Source organism: Frigoribacterium sp. CFBP 13605 (genome assembly GCF_014839405.1).
Taxonomy (GTDB): Bacteria; Actinomycetota; Actinomycetes; order Actinomycetales; family Microbacteriaceae; genus Frigoribacterium.
Window position 1 is genome coordinate 1 of sequence record NZ_JACYNS010000027.1, and the last position, 15,770, is coordinate 15,770.

At 71.9% G+C, this 15,770-nt stretch carries 13 protein-coding genes; 7 read left to right on the top strand and 6 right to left on the bottom strand.

Going from position 1 to position 15,770, the window contains the following annotated elements; translation table 11 throughout:
• Positions 1-37: 37 nt before the first annotated feature.
• Positions 38-1,006: a LacI family DNA-binding transcriptional regulator gene (locus IFT36_RS07855; protein ID WP_173152371.1), complete on the bottom strand. Its 969-nt coding sequence runs from the start codon at positions 1,004-1,006 to the stop codon at positions 38-40.
• 178 nt (positions 1,007-1,184) lie between these two features.
• Between IFT36_RS07855 and IFT36_RS07860 the strand changes: the two genes are divergently transcribed.
• From IFT36_RS07860 to IFT36_RS07880, 5 genes are all read left to right on the top strand, one after another.
• On the top strand, positions 1,185-2,009 hold the full coding sequence (locus IFT36_RS07860) for an ABC transporter permease (RefSeq protein ID WP_307785059.1): 825 nt from the start codon (positions 1,185-1,187) through the stop codon (positions 2,007-2,009).
• Positions 2,006-2,803 (top strand): ABC transporter permease, encoded by a 798-nt coding sequence (locus IFT36_RS07865; RefSeq protein ID WP_233568518.1) that lies wholly within the window; start codon positions 2,006-2,008, stop codon positions 2,801-2,803. The genes IFT36_RS07860 and IFT36_RS07865 overlap by 4 nt, the downstream gene beginning before the upstream one ends.
• Positions 2,800-3,810: an ABC transporter ATP-binding protein gene (locus IFT36_RS07870; RefSeq protein ID WP_200412824.1), complete on the top strand. Its 1,011-nt coding sequence runs from the start codon at positions 2,800-2,802 to the stop codon at positions 3,808-3,810. The genes IFT36_RS07865 and IFT36_RS07870 overlap by 4 nt, the downstream gene beginning before the upstream one ends.
• Before the next feature lie 113 nt (positions 3,811-3,923).
• A complete protein-coding gene (locus IFT36_RS07875) occupies positions 3,924-4,994 on the top strand; it encodes an extracellular solute-binding protein (protein WP_200412825.1) in 1,071 nt (356 codons plus the stop codon).
• A complete protein-coding gene (locus IFT36_RS07880; protein ID WP_307785060.1) occupies positions 4,991-6,112 on the top strand; it encodes an adenosine deaminase family protein in 1,122 nt (373 codons plus the stop codon). Before IFT36_RS07875 ends, IFT36_RS07880 begins: the two co-directional genes overlap by 4 nt.
• A gap of 124 nt (positions 6,113-6,236) precedes the next feature.
• Here the strand turns inward: IFT36_RS07880 and IFT36_RS07885 are convergent, their stop codons facing one another.
• From IFT36_RS07885 to IFT36_RS07895, 3 genes are all read right to left on the bottom strand, one after another.
• Positions 6,237-8,558, bottom strand: coding sequence for a HelD family protein (locus tag IFT36_RS07885; RefSeq protein ID WP_307785061.1), 2,322 nt, complete (start codon positions 8,556-8,558; stop codon positions 6,237-6,239).
• A 118-nt stretch (positions 8,559-8,676) separates the two neighbouring features.
• Positions 8,677-9,510: an aldo/keto reductase gene (locus IFT36_RS07890; protein ID WP_200412826.1), complete on the bottom strand. Its 834-nt coding sequence runs from the start codon at positions 9,508-9,510 to the stop codon at positions 8,677-8,679.
• Positions 9,510-9,884, bottom strand: coding sequence for an FKBP-type peptidyl-prolyl cis-trans isomerase (locus IFT36_RS07895; RefSeq protein ID WP_200412827.1), 375 nt, complete (start codon positions 9,882-9,884; stop codon positions 9,510-9,512). The genes IFT36_RS07890 and IFT36_RS07895 overlap by 1 nt, the downstream gene beginning before the upstream one ends.
• Before the next feature lie 225 nt (positions 9,885-10,109).
• Here IFT36_RS07895 and IFT36_RS07900 point away from each other — a divergent pair, with 225 nt between their 5' ends.
• Positions 10,110-11,450 (top strand): MFS transporter, encoded by a 1,341-nt coding sequence (locus IFT36_RS07900; protein WP_249408530.1) that lies wholly within the window; start codon positions 10,110-10,112, stop codon positions 11,448-11,450.
• A 66-nt stretch (positions 11,451-11,516) separates the two neighbouring features.
• Here the strand turns inward: IFT36_RS07900 and IFT36_RS07905 are convergent, their stop codons facing one another.
• Positions 11,517-12,884, bottom strand: a complete 1,368-nt coding sequence (locus IFT36_RS07905) for a PrsW family intramembrane metalloprotease (RefSeq protein WP_200412829.1) — start codon at positions 12,882-12,884, stop codon at positions 11,517-11,519.
• Between the two features lie 119 nt (positions 12,885-13,003).
• Between IFT36_RS07905 and IFT36_RS07910 the strand changes: the two genes are divergently transcribed.
• Positions 13,004-14,137 carry a YihY/virulence factor BrkB family protein gene (locus IFT36_RS07910; protein WP_123571803.1) on the top strand — a complete coding sequence of 378 codons (1,134 nt, stop codon included), beginning with the start codon at positions 13,004-13,006 and terminating at the stop codon, positions 14,135-14,137.
• A gap of 64 nt (positions 14,138-14,201) precedes the next feature.
• Here IFT36_RS07910 and IFT36_RS07915 read toward each other — a convergent pair whose 3' ends face one another.
• Positions 14,202-15,719 carry an aspartate ammonia-lyase gene (locus tag IFT36_RS07915; protein WP_056048158.1) on the bottom strand — a complete coding sequence of 506 codons (1,518 nt, stop codon included), beginning with the start codon at positions 15,717-15,719 and terminating at the stop codon, positions 14,202-14,204.
• Positions 15,720-15,770: the final 51 nt, after the last annotated feature.

Sequence of the window (15,770 nt, forward strand, 5' to 3'; positions counted from 1 at the left end):
GCCGAGCCGCGTCGGGCTCCGCAGCCCGTCGGCGAGGTCAGGGCCAGCGGACCGGCACCGGGAGGCGCGTGGAGGTCGGCTCGGACGGCCCACCCGGTGCCAGCAGCTCGAGCAGGCGGCCGGCCGCGACCCGCCCCAGGTGCTCGCCGTCGACGTCGATCGCCGGGACGCCGACCAGACCGAGGGCGTCGACGACCATGCGCTCCGAGCTGACCGTGACGGAGCGGTCGCGGTGCTCGTCGGCACGGAGGACGAACATCAGGCCGAGCCCGATGGCCGTCGCGTAGGGCACGACGGCCGTCGCCCCGGAGGCGAGGACGTGGTCGCTCGCCCGGACGCCGGCTTCGAAGGTCGACGGGTAGGGACCCAGCACCGTCAGCTCGGCCCGGCCGGCCGCCGCGTCGACCACCGCGGCCGTGCGTTGGGTGTTCTGCCACGAGCCGTCGGGCCCGCCGAGGTAGACGACGCGCTCGTGCCCCTCGGCGACGAAGCGCGACACGAGCGAGCCGAAGGCGGTCGCCGTGTCGGCGACGACCGACGACACCCCGGCCACCTCGCGGTCGACGAGCACGGTCGGCTTGTGGCCGGTCGCGGCCCGCACGACGTCGTCGGCCCCACGCGGGGCGACGACGATGAACCCGTCGACCTGGTGCGACAGCCGCTCGAACGCCGCCAGCTCGCCCGCCTCGGCCAGCGGGTGGACGGCGACCGTCAGCTGGAGGTCGGCCTCGCCCGCCGCGGCCTGGGCCCCGGCGATGATCGGCGTGAAGAACGCGTTGTCGAGGGTCGGCACGACGAGCGCGACCACGCCCGTGCGCCCCCTCGCCAGTTGACGGGCCGCCCGGTTGGGCACGAAGCCGAGCTTCTCGGCGGCGGCGAGCACGCGTCCGGCCGTGTCGGGCGACACCAGCTCGGGGCGGCTGAGGACGCGAGAGGCGGTGGCCTTCGACACGCCCGCCAGCGTCGCCACGTCCGCCAGCGTCGCGAGCCGCCCTGCCCCAGTCATGCCCACCACCCTAGGGCCTCCGTGAAACCGGTCCCGCGCGGTGGTCCGACGCTTGTAACAAGCTGTTTACACGGCGGGGCCGACGCAGGCGATCAGCGCCTTTAGGGTCGATGTAACCGGTTTCACCCGAGGTGGGGTCGGCATCCCCCCAGAGGCCACACCGATCGGAGGACAACCCGTGACGTCCCGCAAACCCGCGCTGCTGTTGCTGCTGCCGGGCCTCGCCTTCCTGCTGATCGGATTCGCGGTGCCGTCGCTCGCGATGCTGTTCGCCCCACCCGGCGTGACCGCCGGCGAGATCGTCGGCCGCCTCGGCCAGATGCTCACCGACCCGTACGACCTGCGCATCATCGGTCGGACCGTGGGGCTCGGCCTGGTCGTCACGGTCATCTGCGTGGCCCTCGGCTTCCCGGTCGCCTACCTGCTGGCCCGCTCGACCTCGCGCTGGTCGGGCGTCCTGCTCGCCCTGGCGATCTTCCCGCTGCTGCTCAGCAACGTCGTCCGCACCTTCGGGTGGCTCGTGGTGCTCGGCAAGAACGGCGCCATCGGTCAGTTGCTCACCACGCTCGGCCTGGTCGACGAGGCCCCGCAGCTGCTCTACACCGAACTGGCGATCGTCCTCGGCCTGACCCAGTTGTTCCTGCCGCTCGCGATCATCTCGTGCTACTCGGCCGTGGCCCAGGTCGACCCGGGCCTCGACGACGCCGCCCGCGGACTCGGCGCGAGCCGCACCCGCACCTTCTGGAGCATCGTCGTGCCCCTCTCGCTGCCCGGCGTCGTCGTCGCGGCCACCCTCGTCTTCGCGGGCTCGGTCACCGCCTACACGACCCCGTACCTGCTCGGCGGCTCGGGCCAACGCATGCTCGCCACCCAGCTCTTCTCGTACTCGAGCGTGACGATCGACTGGGCCGGGGCCTCGGCCACCGCCCTGATCATGACCGTGTTGGTCTTCGTCGTCTCCGGCCTGTCGTCGCTCGTCGCCCGGAAGGGAGCCACCTCGTGACCACCCGCCGCCCGGTCGCCGGCACGCTCGCCGTCGCGGGCTACGTCGTGATGATCGTCCCGATCCTCTTCGTCGTCGCCACCGCGTTCACGAGTGAACGCACCCTGCGCTTCCCGCCCCAGGGGTTCTCGCTGCGCTGGTTCGAGGCCGCCTTCGGCTACGACCCGTTCACCCAGGCCCTGGTCTCGAGCCTCCAGCTGGCCCTGATCGCCACCGTGCTCGCCCTGCTCGTCGGCATCCCCGCGACCCTGGCGATCCATCGCGGCAGGCTGCCGGGCAAGGGCCTCGTCGAGGCGCTGTTCCTGTCGCCCCTGATCGTGCCCGAGCTCGTGGTGGGGCTCGCGCTCTACCAGCAGCTCGTCATCGGGTTCCGGCTCGACGCCTTCCCCGTGCTGTTGATCGGGCACACCGTGTTGATGCTGCCCTACGCGGTCCGCGTGACCGGCGCCTCCCTGGCCCTGGCCGACCCCGCCCTCGAGGAGGCCGCCCGTGGTCTCGGCGCGTCTCCCCTGCGGGCCTTCGTCACGGTGACCCTGCCCCTGCTGCGGCCCGGCATCTTCTCGGCGGCGCTGCTCAGCTTCGTCACCTCGTTCAACAACGTGCCCCTGTCGCTGCTGCTGCAGAGCCGCGACTTCCGCACCCTGCCCGTCACGATGCTCGACTACGTGCAGCAGAGCTACGACCCCATGGTCGCGGCGATGGCCACGCTGATCCTCGCGGGCACCGTCGTCATCGCCGTCATCGCCGAACGCACCGTCGGCTTCGCCAAGATCTTCGGAGGCATCAACAGATGAGCACCGCAGCAGAATTCGTCGCCGTCAGCCAGGTCTTCGGCGACTTCACCGCCGTCGACTCGATCGACCTGTCGATCGCCGAGGGCAAGCTCACGACGCTGCTCGGCCCGAGCGGATGTGGCAAGACGACGAGCCTGCGCATGCTCGCCGGCTACGCCGCCCCGACGTCGGGGACGATCCGCATCGCCGGCGTCGACAGCACGCGCACCCCACCCGAGAAGCGCGACCTGGGCATGGTGTTCCAGTCCTACGCGCTGTTCCCGCACCTGAGCGTCGCCGACAACGTCGGCTACGGACTGAAGCTGCGCGGCGTCGACACCGCCGAGCGCCGCCGTCGCGTGATGGAGACCCTCGACCTGGTCGGCCTGGCCCACCTCGCCGGCAGCAAGCCGAAGAAGCTCTCGGGCGGCCAGCAACAGCGCGTCGCGCTGGCCCGCGCCATCGCCATCCGACCGAAGCTGTTGCTGCTCGACGAACCCCTGTCGAACCTCGACGCGCGCCTTCGCGTCCAGATGCGCGCCGAGATCCGCCGCATCCAGGGCGAGACGGGCCTCACCGTCGTGTTGGTCACGCACGACCAGGACGAAGCGCTCGAGATGAGCGACGACATGGTCCTCATGCGGGCCGGCCGGATCATGCAGCAGGGCTCGCCCCAGCACGTGTTCCCGAACCCGGCGAACCGCTTCGTCGCCGACTTCCTCGGCTACGAGAACTTCGTCACGGCGACCGACGGCACGCTGCTCGCGATCCGCCCCGAGCACCTCGGGGTCGTCCCCGGGACCCCCGCAGGAGGCGCGGTGCCCGACGGCCTGCAGCTCGCCGGGGTCGTCACCGACGTCGCGTACCGCGGGGTCGACCTGCTCGTCACCGTGCAGGCCGTCGACGCCGCCGGTGCCGAGGTGCGCCTGCTGTCGGACGTCCGCAGCACGGGCTCCGAGACGGTCGCGATCGGCGACCGGGTGACCGTCTCGGCGCCGGCGTCGCGACTCGTGGCCCTCGCCGACTGACCCGCCCGGTGCGCGGAGCCGCGCGCGCCTCCTCGGTTCTTCCCTCCACCGTCCCACCCACCCGCGTTCCACACCGACCGGTCTCACCGAGACCGCCCCGAAAGGACACGACCATGACCTCCACCCTCCGCACCCGCCTGGCGATCGTCGCCGGCGTCGCCGCGACGACCCTCGTGCTCGCCGGCTGCTCCGCCGACGGCGGCGGCGAGCCCGACGCCGACACGATCACCGTGAGCACGTTCCCGTTCGGCGTCGAGGAGTTCCAGGAAGCCGTCATCGACCCGTTCACCGAGAAGACCGGCATCGAGGTGGTCGTCGACACCGGATCGAATTCCGACCGCCTGTCCCAGCTGCAGGTCGCGGGCGGGCAGCCCGACGTGGACGTCATGCTGATCTCGGACTACTACGCGGCACTCGGCCAGGAGGACGACCTCTTCCAGCAGGTGGACGCCTCGGCCGTGCCGTCGCTCGACGAGATCGCCGACTTCGCGAAGGAGGACTCGTACCTCGGCCCGGCCTACAGCTACCAGCTCAACGGGACGATGTACTCGACCGACGAGCTGACCGCCGACGAGGCCGCGCAGTGGAGCCTGTACGGCGAAGAGGAGCTCTCGGGCAAGGTCGCCCTGCCGGACATCTCGGTGACGGCCGGCCAGCTGATGGTCTCGGGCGTCGCGGAGGAGTACGGCGACGGACCCTACGACATCGACGCGGCCCTCGACCGGCTCGGCGAGTGGGCCCCCGGCGTGCTGCAGTTCTACAGCTCCTCCACCGAGGTGACCAACCTGCTGACGCAGGGCGAGATCGTCGCCGCGGACTCCCTGAGCGGCTTCGCGACCGACCTCGTCGAGTCCGGCGAACCGATCGCCTGGACGGCCCCCGCGACCGGCCGCTACATGGCCACCAACCGCGCGATGATCCCGACCGGCGCCGAGAACGTCGACGGTGCGAACCAGTTCATCGACCACCTGCTCTCGGTCGAGGCGCAGACCTCGTCCGCCGAGATCGTCGGCGACCTGCCGGTCGCCCCGGGCGCCACCGTGCCCGACACGATCGAGGCCGTCGTGGGCGACATCGCCGCCGACCCGGTCGCGGCGGGCTACTCGACCCTCGACCCGACCGAACTCGTCCCCACCCGCTCGGACTGGGTCGACCGCTTCGCCCGCGAGGTGACCTCGCGGTGACGGACACCACCCTGCCCCCGGCCTACCTGGACCGCATGCCCAAGGTCGACCTGCACTGCCACCTGATCGGGACGGTCCGCGCGAGCACCTTCGCCGAGTTGGCCCGCCGCAAGGGTCTCGACCTGCCCGACGAGCCCGAGCGGATCTTCGCCGACATCAACTCGCTCCCGCCCGACCCGGCTCTCTACCGCGACACGCGCATCCCCGTGCCGCAGGGGCGCAGCGTCGACGAGCCCGAGGTGTCGTACTCGCTGTTCCAGGCCTCGAACTGGGTCGTCGAGGTGCTCCGCGACGCGGACGACCTCACCCGGATCGTCTACGAGGCCTTCGAGGACGCGCACCACGCGAGTGCGACGCGGCATCTCGAGCTGTTCTTCGACGCCGTCCCGCCGCACCTCGCGTCGCTCGGCTACACCGGCTCGGTGGAGGCCTACGCCGAGGGCATCCGGCTCGCCGAGCGCGACTTCGGCATGACCGGGCGCATGATCCAGGGCATCGACCGCAGCAGGAGCGGCGAGCACGCCCTCGAGCTCGTCCGTCAGGTGGTGGACCACCCGCACGAGTACGTGGCCGGGATCGGTCTCGACAACCTCGAGACGAGCGGGCCACCCGAGCGGTTCGTGGATGCCTACCGACTCGCGGGCGAGGCCGGGCTGGGCCGGACGGCGCACTCGTCCGAGCACTCCCCCACGGCGGTCAACACGATCACGTGCCTCGACCAGCTCGGCTGCGACCGCATCGACCACGGGTACTACGTGCTCGAGGACGACGAGGTCGTCGCGCGCGTGCGCGACGAGCAGGTGGCGTTCACCGTCGTGTCGACGACCTCGCGACGGTCGTGGCGTCCCTGGCGCCGCGCCTCCATCGAGGCCATGCTCGAGGCGGGCCTGAACGTCGTGCCGGCCTCCGACGACCCGGGCATGTTCCCGACGACCCTCGCCGCCGAGTACCGCATCGTGCACGAACAGATCGGGGCCACCGCCGAACAGGTGCGCTCGATGGCCTCCGCTGGCGTCGACGCCAGCTGGCTGCCCGCCGTCGAGAAAGACGCCCTGAGGGCACGCGTCGACCGGGAGTTGGCGGCCCTCGACGACGAGTTCGGGGTGGCCGGGGCCTGACCGGGTCAGGGGCCGAGCCGGCGCGGGGGCCGAGCCGGCACAGGCCGAGCCGGCACAGGCCGAGCCGGCACAGGCCGAGCCGGCCGGCCCCGGCGCCCCGACCCGGCCTGCGAGACGACCCGGCCTACGAGACGACCGTGAGGCGTTGCGTGGGCCGGGTCATCGCCACGTAGAGACTGGCGTTGCCGCGTCGGCTCGCCAGTCGGACGCGCTCGGGGTCGACCACGACGACCGAGTCGAACTCGAGACCCTTCGACGTCGCCGGGCTCAGCACCGAGATCGGCTTGGTCAACGACGCCGTGCCGGCGGCCACGAGACCGTCGAACTCGGCCGACAGGGCCTCGACGAGCGTCGAGACGGCCTGCTCGGGGGCGATCACCGCGAGCGTGCCCTCGGAGTCGATCGCCCGGTCGGCCCGGACGGCGTCGACGGTGGCACGGACGAAGTCGTCCTTCGAGGAGGCGCCGGTCACCTCGCGCACCGGCCATTCGCTCGAGCGCACCGATCGGCTCGGGGTGATCTGCAGACCGCTCACCGTCGCGACGCCCTCGGCGTAGGTGACGATCTGCGCCGGCGTGCGGTAGTTGACGGTCAGTTCTTCGAGCCGCCACGGAGCCGACGTGCCCTGGGCGCCTCCGCCGCGACGACGGCCGAGCAGGGCCTGGAGGGCGCGGTCCCACGAGGTCGCCGACGCCGGGCTCGACGCCTGGGCGATGTCGCCGACGACGGTGAACGACCGCAGCGGGCAGCGCCGGGAGAGCAGTCGCCACTGCATGGGCGAGAGTTCTTGCGCCTCGTCGACCACCACGTGGCCGAACGCCCAGGCACGGTCGCCCGCGGCCCGCTCGGCCGTGGTCATCGACGCCGCCCGCTCGGCGAAGCCGCCGGCGATCTGTTCGGCGCTGACCATGCCCTCGACGCCCATGTTCTCGATCGCCCGCTCGGCGTTCTCGATGTCGCGCTTGCGCTGGGCCTTGCGGGCCAGGCGCTCGGGGTCGACACCGGTCTGGAACTCGCCGAGCAACTCGGCGGCCTCGTCGAGCAGCGGCACGTCGGACACCGTGAAGCCCGCTCCGCGTTCACGCCGCAACAGGGCGCGCTGCTCGGGCGTCCAGCGCGGGGTGATCGACGCGAGCCAGTTCGGCCGGGCGAAGAGGTCCTCGACGAGCTTCTCGGCACTGAGCGGCAGCCAGGCCGTGTTGAGCAGCACGCGCACGTCGTACGACTGCCGGATGTCTTCCCGGAGGACGGCCTCGTCGGACTCGTCGACGGTCGTGCCGTGCTCGCGCATCTGGTCGACCAGCTGGCGCGTCAGGGCCGAGAGGGCCGCCTTGTTGAAGGTGACCCGGGCCACGTTGTGGGGCTTGCCGCGCTCCTGGGCCTTGCGCATGGCCTCGCCGACGAGCTCCGGTCGCACCACGAGTCGTTCGCCGTTGATGTCGATGGTCGTCGGCTCGGCCGGGCGGACCTGCCGCGACCGGACGGCGCGACGCATGAGCTCGGCCATCTCGGCCGACCCCTTGAGGGCGGCGACGTCGGGCGCGTCGTCGGTCTGGGCCTCGACGCCCGGGTACAGGCCGCCGAGGCTCGACAGGACGACGCCGCTCTCGCCGAGGGACGGGAGCACCTGTTCGATGTAGCGCAGGAACGACCGCGACGGCCCGACGACGAGCACGCCCGAACCCTTGAGCCGGTCGCGGTGCGAGTAGAGCAGGTACGCGGCCCGGTGCAGCGCGACGGCCGTCTTGCCCGTGCCGGGGCCGCCCTGGACGACGAGCACGCCGTCGAGCTGAGAGCGGATGATCCGGTCCTGCTCGCCCTGGATGGTGGCGACGATGTCGGTCATGCGGCCGGTGCGCTGGGCGGTCAGGGCGGCCATGAGCGCCCCCTCGCCCTGCAGCTGCACGTCGTCGCGATCGAGCAGGTCGGGGTCGAAGACCTCGTCCTCGAGGCGGGTGACCGTGCGGCCGTCGAGGGTCAGGTGACGACGGGCCCGGGCGCCCATGGGCGTCGCGGCCGTCGCTTGGTAGAACGCGCTGGCCCCGGGGACGCGCCAGTCGAGCAGGATCGGGTGGTGGGCCTCGTCGCGCAGGCCGATGCGGCCGATGTAGCGGTACCGCCCGCCCTCGCCCGGTTCGGCCGGGCGGTCGACGTCGCCGGTCTGGCCGAGCAGGTCGGGCGTCTCGAGCTCGAGGCGACCGAACGCGAGCCGTTCGTCGACCGAGCCGAGCTGGACGATGGTGTCTTCGTACAGGCGCGCGTAGGCGTCGCGCTCGCTGCGGCTCTGGTGGTTGCCGCCGACGGTCTCGCGGCGGGTCCGTTCGAGACGGACGCGGGCGTCGGCCTTCAGCTCGTCGAGGCGTTCGTAGAGGGTGCCCACATAGGCGCGTTCGCGGTCGATCTCGGATGACAACAGGTGTTCGTACCCTTCGGGAAAAGTCGGCACGCCAGTCTAGCTTCCGACCACCGACGGCGAGGCCCGGGAATCCGACCCGGGACGCAGGAGGCGCGCTCGTCCTCGGGGGACGAGCGCGCCTCCTGGGGTGGCCGCGGTGGAGCCGGGCCTAGAACTCCTCGTGGGTCAGCGGGTCGCCGTCCCACAGCCGGCCCCGCTCGAGGCCGCTGATCGACTCGACCTCGTCGGGCGTGAGCTCGAAGTCGAAAACGTCGAGGTTCTCGCGCTGACGACCGGCGTCGGCCGACTTCGGGACGGGGACCGCGCCGAGCTGGACGTGCCAGCGCAGGACGACCTGCGTGGGCGTCTTGCCGTGGGCCCGCGCGATGTCGGTGACCCGCGCCTCCGTGAGGAGTTCGCTCTGCTTCGCGAGCGGGCTCCAGCTCTCGGTGACGATGCCCATGCTCTCGTGCACGGCACGCAGCTCGGCCTGGGGGAAGTACGGGTGCAGCTCGATCTGGTTGACCGCGGGCACCACGCCCGTCTCGTCGGCGACGCGCTGCAGGTGCTCGGCCGTGAAGTTCGAGACGCCGACCGAGCCGACGAGGCCGTCTTCCTGCAACCGGACGAAGGCCTTGAACGCCTCGACGTACTTGTCGATGCGCGGGAGGGGCCAGTGGATCAGGTAGAGGTCGACGAAGTCGAGGCCGAGGTTCGCCCGGCTCTCGTCGAAGCTCGCGAGGGCCTCGTCGAACCCGTGGTGTCGGCCGGGCAGCTTCGTCGTGACGACCAGGTCGTCACGGGCCACGTCGGTCTCGCGGATGGCCGCCCCGACGGCCGCCTCGTTGCCGTAGTTCAGCGCCGTGTCGAGCAGACGGTAGCCCGACGAGATCGCCTGGACGACCTGCGCCGTGCCCTCGTCGCCGTTCAGCCCGTAGGTGCCGAGGCCGAGCTGCGGCAGGGTGCGCCCGTCGTTGAGGCCGACCGAGGGGGCGACCGTCATCAGCTGACGCCGAGCAGGTCGATGACGAAGATGAGCGTCTTGCCCGAGAGCGGGTGCCCGCCGCCGGCGGGGCCGTAGGCCAGGTGGGGCGGCACGACGAGCTCGCGGCGTCCGCCGACCTTCATGCCGGGGATGCCCTCCTGCCACCCGCGGACCAGGGCCTGCAGCGGGAAGTTGATGGCCTCGCCACGGCTCCAGGACGAGTCGAACTCCTCGCCGGAGTCGTGCTCGACGCCGAGGTAGTGGACGTTGACGGTCGAGCCGGACTGCGCCTCGGCTCCGTCGCCGACGGTGATGTCGGTGATCGTCAGCTCGGTGGGGGCGGGGCCGATCGGGGCGTCGATCTCGGGCTTGGTCTGGGGATCGTGAGTCATGCCGACCATCCAACCACCGACGGGCCGAGGGGGCGGGTCGGCCACTCGCGTCCTCCCTGCGAGGCTCGAGGAGCCGACCCGACATCCGCACCGAGATGACGTCATCGATGCGAACACATGGACGCTACTCCGACGGTGACGGGACGCCAAATCGATCGGGCTCCGCCGCGGCCGCCGCGGCCGCCGCAGCCTGCGGAAACCTGCACGATCGGCAAGAATGGCAGCTTGTCCGCCACCCCGCCTCCGCCTCCGCCGTCCGGCCCCGCCGCGCCCGCCCGTCGCCCGCTGTTCGTCGACGTCACCCCGCTGCGGACGAGCCCGGCCTTCGCCCGCCTCTTCGCGGGCAGCGCGATCAGTGGCATCGGGACGCAGCTCACGCTCGTCGCCGTCGGGCTCGAGATCTTCGAGATCACCCGGTCGACCTTCGCCGTCGCGCTCGTCGGCGTCGTCTCGCTCGTCCCGATGATCCTGGCCGGCCTCTACGGCGGCATGCTCGCCGACGCCTTCGACCGTCGGAAGGTCGCGCTCGTCGCCGCCGTCTTCGCCTGGCTCTCGACCGCGGCCATCGCGCTGCACGCGTACCTCGGGCTGCACGAGGTGTGGCTGCTCTACCTGTTGACCACGGTCAACGCCGTGGCGGGCACGATGATCGCGACCTCGCGCGCCTCGATCGTGCCGCGCCTCCTGCCCCGCGAGCTGCTGCCCGCCGCCTCCGCGCTGAGCGGCATCAGCATGGGTCTGATGCTCACCGTCGGGCCCGCCCTGGCCGGCGTGCTCGTGGCGGGCGTGGGGTTCCCGCTGACGTACACGGTCGACGTCGTGTTGTTCTCGACGGCGTTCCTCGGGATCGTCACGCTGCCCCCGATCCGTCCCGAGGGCGAGACCCAGCGTCCGGGGCTCGAGTCGCTGCGCTTCGGCCTGGCGTTCCTGAAGCGGTCGCCGAACATCCGGACGACCTTCGTCATGGACGTCGTCGCGATGACGTTCGGGATGCCCCGCGTCCTCTACCCGGTGGTCGGCACGCTCGTGATCGGAGGAGGCGCGGTGACGGTCGGCGTCCTCTCCGCCTCGTTCGCGGTGGGCGCCCTGCTGAGCAGCGTGTTCTCGGGACGCCTCGGCCACGTGCGCCGACAGGGTGTCGCCGTGCGGTGGGCCATCACCGCCTACGGTCTCTGCATCGCCGCCTTCGGCGTCGTGCTGCTCGTGACGCCGGCCCACGGCGGCGGCGTCACGGCCGGACTCGACCAGGCGAACCTGGCCGCCCTCGGCGGGGCCGCCCTCGCGCTGGCCGGAGCGGGTGCGAGCGACAACGTCAGCTCGATCTTCCGCTCGACCATCCTCCAGTCGGCCGCGCCCGACGCGATGCGGGGCCGCCTGCAGGGGATCTTCATCGTGGTGGTCACGGGCGGGCCGCGAGTCGGCGACCTGTTCGTCGGACTCGTCGCGGGCATCGCCGTCTTCTGGCCGCCGCTGCTCGGCGGTCTGGTGGTCGTCGCCCTCGTCGCGCTCGTGGCCCGGCTGACGCCCGCGTTCGGACGCTACGACGCGGAGGCGCCGACGCCCTGACCCGCGGCGGCGGCCACGGTCGCCGCTGCCGCCGTCACCGCCGTCGCCGTCGCCGTCGCGAGCGCGTCACCACCCGGGGCCCGAGTGCGGCGGCCCGGTCACCTGCGACGGCCACCCCGGGTGCTGCGGGTACCCGACGAAGGCCGTCGGTGGAGCCTGCAGGGCGACGCGACTCGCGGTCAGGGCCTGCAGCAGCTCGGCCTCGTCGCGTTGGACGGCCTCGTCGAGCGCGCGGCGGCCCTTCACCAGCCGCTGGCGGGTGAAGGCGAGGCGCGTCGCATTCGAGATGAAGACCTTCATGGCGGGTCGGATGCCCCGTGACGCGGCCCACGACCGCGCGCGGCGGCGACCGGCGCTCGACGAGAGCATGCCGACCTCGTCGGCGCTGAACCAGCCGACCGCGGCGTACTCCGCGAGCCGGTCGTGGGTGACCCTCCGCTCGTTGCGTCGCAGGAACACCACGAGCAACACCATGGCCACGAAGATCGGCACCTGCACGAGCAGGTAGTAGACGAAGAAGCCGTCGCCGACCACGAAGAGGGCACCGTTCCAGAGCGCGTGCAGTCCCGCCGCGGGGACGAGGCCGACGAAGAACCAGCCGATCGCGCCGTACGGGCCCGTCCGCCGTGCCGCGAGACCGAGGGCGAAGCCCGTGCAGGCCGTGTACATCACGTGGGCGAACGGCGACATCAGGGCCCGCACGAAGAAGACGTAGGCGAGGCCCTGGCTGCCCGTGGCCAGGTCCTCCCCGACCTGCAGGGCAAAGTACTGGATGTTCTCGACGAAGGCGAAGCCCGCCGCGACCGTCGCCGCGTAGACGATGCCGTCGACCGGGCCGTCGAAGTGGCGTCGGAAGATCCACAGGACCAGCAGCACGCCGAGCCCCTTGGCCCCCTCTTCGACGAGGGGCGCCTGGACCACCGCCCCGAGCACGTCCTCGAGCCCGCTCGAGCGGACCCCGAGCACCGACCGCGCCGTCGTGAGGGCGATGTCGACGATCAGTGCGGTGCCGACCGCGACCGCCGCACCCCAGAGGAAGGCGAAGAGCAGCGCCACGCGCGGCTCGGGCTCCCAGCGGTCGACCAACCAGATGCCGACCAGGACGATGGCCAACGGGACGAAGGCGAGCAGGCTCCCGGCCAGCAGGACGGCGGGCTGGACGAAGATCAGGAAGTACAGGCCGACGGCCAGGGCGAAGGTGCCGATCACGGTGAACCCGACGGCGAGCGCCACGGCACTGGCCACCCGGCGGCGAGGCGTCGGCTGGACGAAGACCGGCTGCACGGGGTACCAGACCGGCTCGGGGTTGACCGCGGGAGCATGCGCCGACCACCCGGGAGCGGCCCCCGGGGTGACGGAGGAGGGGTCGGCGTACGGCGTCAGCGGGCGGCCGTACGCGTCGTGTCCGACGCCGCGGGGATCGGACCAGGTCATCCCCCGACCCTACGGGCTGACGCCGGGGTCGGCGCAGCCTGCGGGCGCAGCCTGACGCCGGGGTCGGCGCAGCCTGCGGGCGGGCCGCGACGAGCCGGACGGCCCGGTAATCTCGCAGGATGGCCTCGACGCGTTCCCTGCCCGAGGACCCGTCGCTGGTCCGGTACGTGGTGATGCGGGTCTGGCACGATTTCCTGCGCCATCGCACCATCGACGCGGCCGGGTCGCTCACCTTCTTCTCGATGCTCGCCCTGGTGCCCGGCGCGCTCGCCCTCGTCTCGGGGGTCGCGCTGTTCGTCGACGACGGTGACGCCGTGGACGAGATCCTCTCGGTGGCCCGGTACGTCCTCACCCCCGACGCGATCGACACCCTGCGCTGGCCGCTCGAACAGATGCTCAGCCTGTCGAACCCCGGCGTCGCGTTCGGCATCGGCCTCTGGCTCACGCTGTGGTCGCTGTCGGCCTACACGACGGCGTTCGGCCGGGCCATGAACACGGCCTACGAGGTCGAGGAGGGGCGCCGCATCTGGAAGTTCCGCGGCCACATGATGATCGTCACGCTCGTCCTGATGGTGTCGTTCGCCGTCATCGCCGTCATCCTGCTGGTGACGCCCACGTTGAGCGACGCGGTGGCCGCACGGTTCGGCATCGGCCGCCCCTGGACCGACCTCTACGACGTCGTCAAGTGGCCGGTGCTCGTCGCCCTGGCCGTGCTGTCGGTCGCGATGCTCTACTTCTTCACGCCCAACGTGCGGCCACCGCGCCTGCGCTGGGTGTCGTACGGCGCCATGGTCGCCCTCGGCGGCTGGGCGCTCGCCACGGTCGGCTTCGCGGTCTACGTCGCGACGGTGTCGAACTACGACCGCTTCTACGGTTGGGTGGGCGGCGTCGTGGTCGTGTTGCTCTACGCGTACATCAGCAACTTCGTGCTCGTCATCGGCGGTGAGCTCGACAGCGAAATCCTGCGGATGCGCCAGCTCCGTCGCGGGGTGCAGGCCGAAGAGGTCATCCCCCTGCCGCTCCGCGACACGGCGCGCAACCACATCCTGGCTCGCAACCTCGCCTGGGACGTCCGGGTGGGCCGGGCGATCCGCGAGCGTGCCCTGCGCGAGAACGGCGGCGTGCTCGAACCCGACGAACTCCGGCGCGTCCACCTCCGGGGTGATCGAGACCGGCCGGCCGACGAACGGCCGCAGGCCGCCCAGCGCGCCGACCAGGTCGACCCGACCACCCACGCCCCCTCGACGTCGTAGAGGCCGCGCCTCGAGGAGGCGCGGTGCCGGTCGACCGGCACCGCGCCTCCCCGACGTGGTCGCGTCAGCCGGCGGTCTCGTCGCCCGGGTTGCGGGCGCCCGTCGTGTTGGCCGCCCGGGCCACCGCCGCGGCGGGGTCCTCGACGTCGATGACGGTGATGGCGCTCGTGATCGGCGCGAGCCCCGAGAGTCGGGCGGGCGAGAGCACCTTGCGCACCTGCTCGTCGGTCATGAGGCCGGCCGCGACGACGAGGGGCGCGATCGCCGCGTTGGTCGTCAGCGCCGTGTGGGCGATGGCCGCCGCCGCCGTGTAGCCGATGTAGGGCGTGAGCGCCGTGACGCTGCCGACGTTCGTCTCGACCTGCTGGGTCAGGCGGGCGCGGTTCGCCTCGATCCCGTCGACGCAGTTGATCCGCAGGGTCTGGCAGGCGTAGGTCATCCACTGCAGGCTCTGCATGACCGAGTGGGTGATCACGGGCTCGAACGCGTTGAGCTGGAGCTGGCCGGCCTCGGCGGCCATCGTGACCGTCACGTCGGCCCCGGCCACCGAGAACGCGACCTGGTTGACCACCTCGGGGATCACCGGGTTCACCTTGCCCGGCATGATAGAGGACCCCGCCTGGCGCGGCGGCAACGTGATCTCGCTGATGCCGGCCTGCGGACCGGACGAGAGCAGCCGCAGGTCGTTGCAGATCTTCGACAGCTTGATCGCGCTGCGCTTGAGGGCGCCGCTCAGCGTCATGAAGACGCCGGTGTCGCTCGTCGCCTCGATGAGGTCGGGGGCCGTGACGAGGTCCATGCCCGAGAGCGTGCTGAGGTGTCGCCGGACGGCGTCGGCGTAGAGCGGGTCCGCCGTGATGCCCGTGCCGATGGCCGTGGCGCCGAGGTTGATCTCACCGAGCAGCGGCACGACGTCGCGCAGACGCTGGACGTCCTCGGCCAGGGTGTGCGCGAAGCCCGTGAACTCCTGCCCGAGGGTCATGGGCACGGCGTCCTGCAACTGGGTGCGGCCGACCTTGAGCACGTCGTGGAACTCGGCGCCCTTGGCGGCGAACGAGTCGGCGAGCAGGTCGAGCTCGACCAGGAGGCGCCGCAGGGTGAGCACCATCGCGATCTTGATCGAGGTGGGGTAGGTGTCGTTGGTGCTCTGGCTGCGGTTGACGTCGTCGATCGGGTGCAGGTGGCGGTACTCGCCCTTGGCGTGGCCGAGCAGCTCGAGGGCGCGGTTGGCGATGACCTCGTTGCTGTTCATGTTGGTCGACGTGCCGGCGCCGCCCTGGATGACCCCGACGGCGAACTGGTCGTGCAGCGCGCCCCCGCGGATCTCTTCGCAGGCGCGTTCGATGGCCTCGGCCTTGACCGGGTCGAGCACGCCGATCTCGACGTTGGCGCGGGCCGCCGCCTGCTTCACGAGGGCGAGGGCCGTGACGAGGTCGGGATAGACCGAGATCGGCCGCTGCGAGATCGGGAAGTTCTCGAGCGCCCGGGCGGTGTGGATGCCCCAGTAGACGTCGGCGGGCACCTCGCGGCTGCCCAACGAATCGGTCTCGGTGCGGGTCGGTGCTGCTGTCTCGGTCGTCACGTGTGGTGAGCCTCCGTCGTCAGTCGGGGCCCGGTCGTCGTCGACCGGACG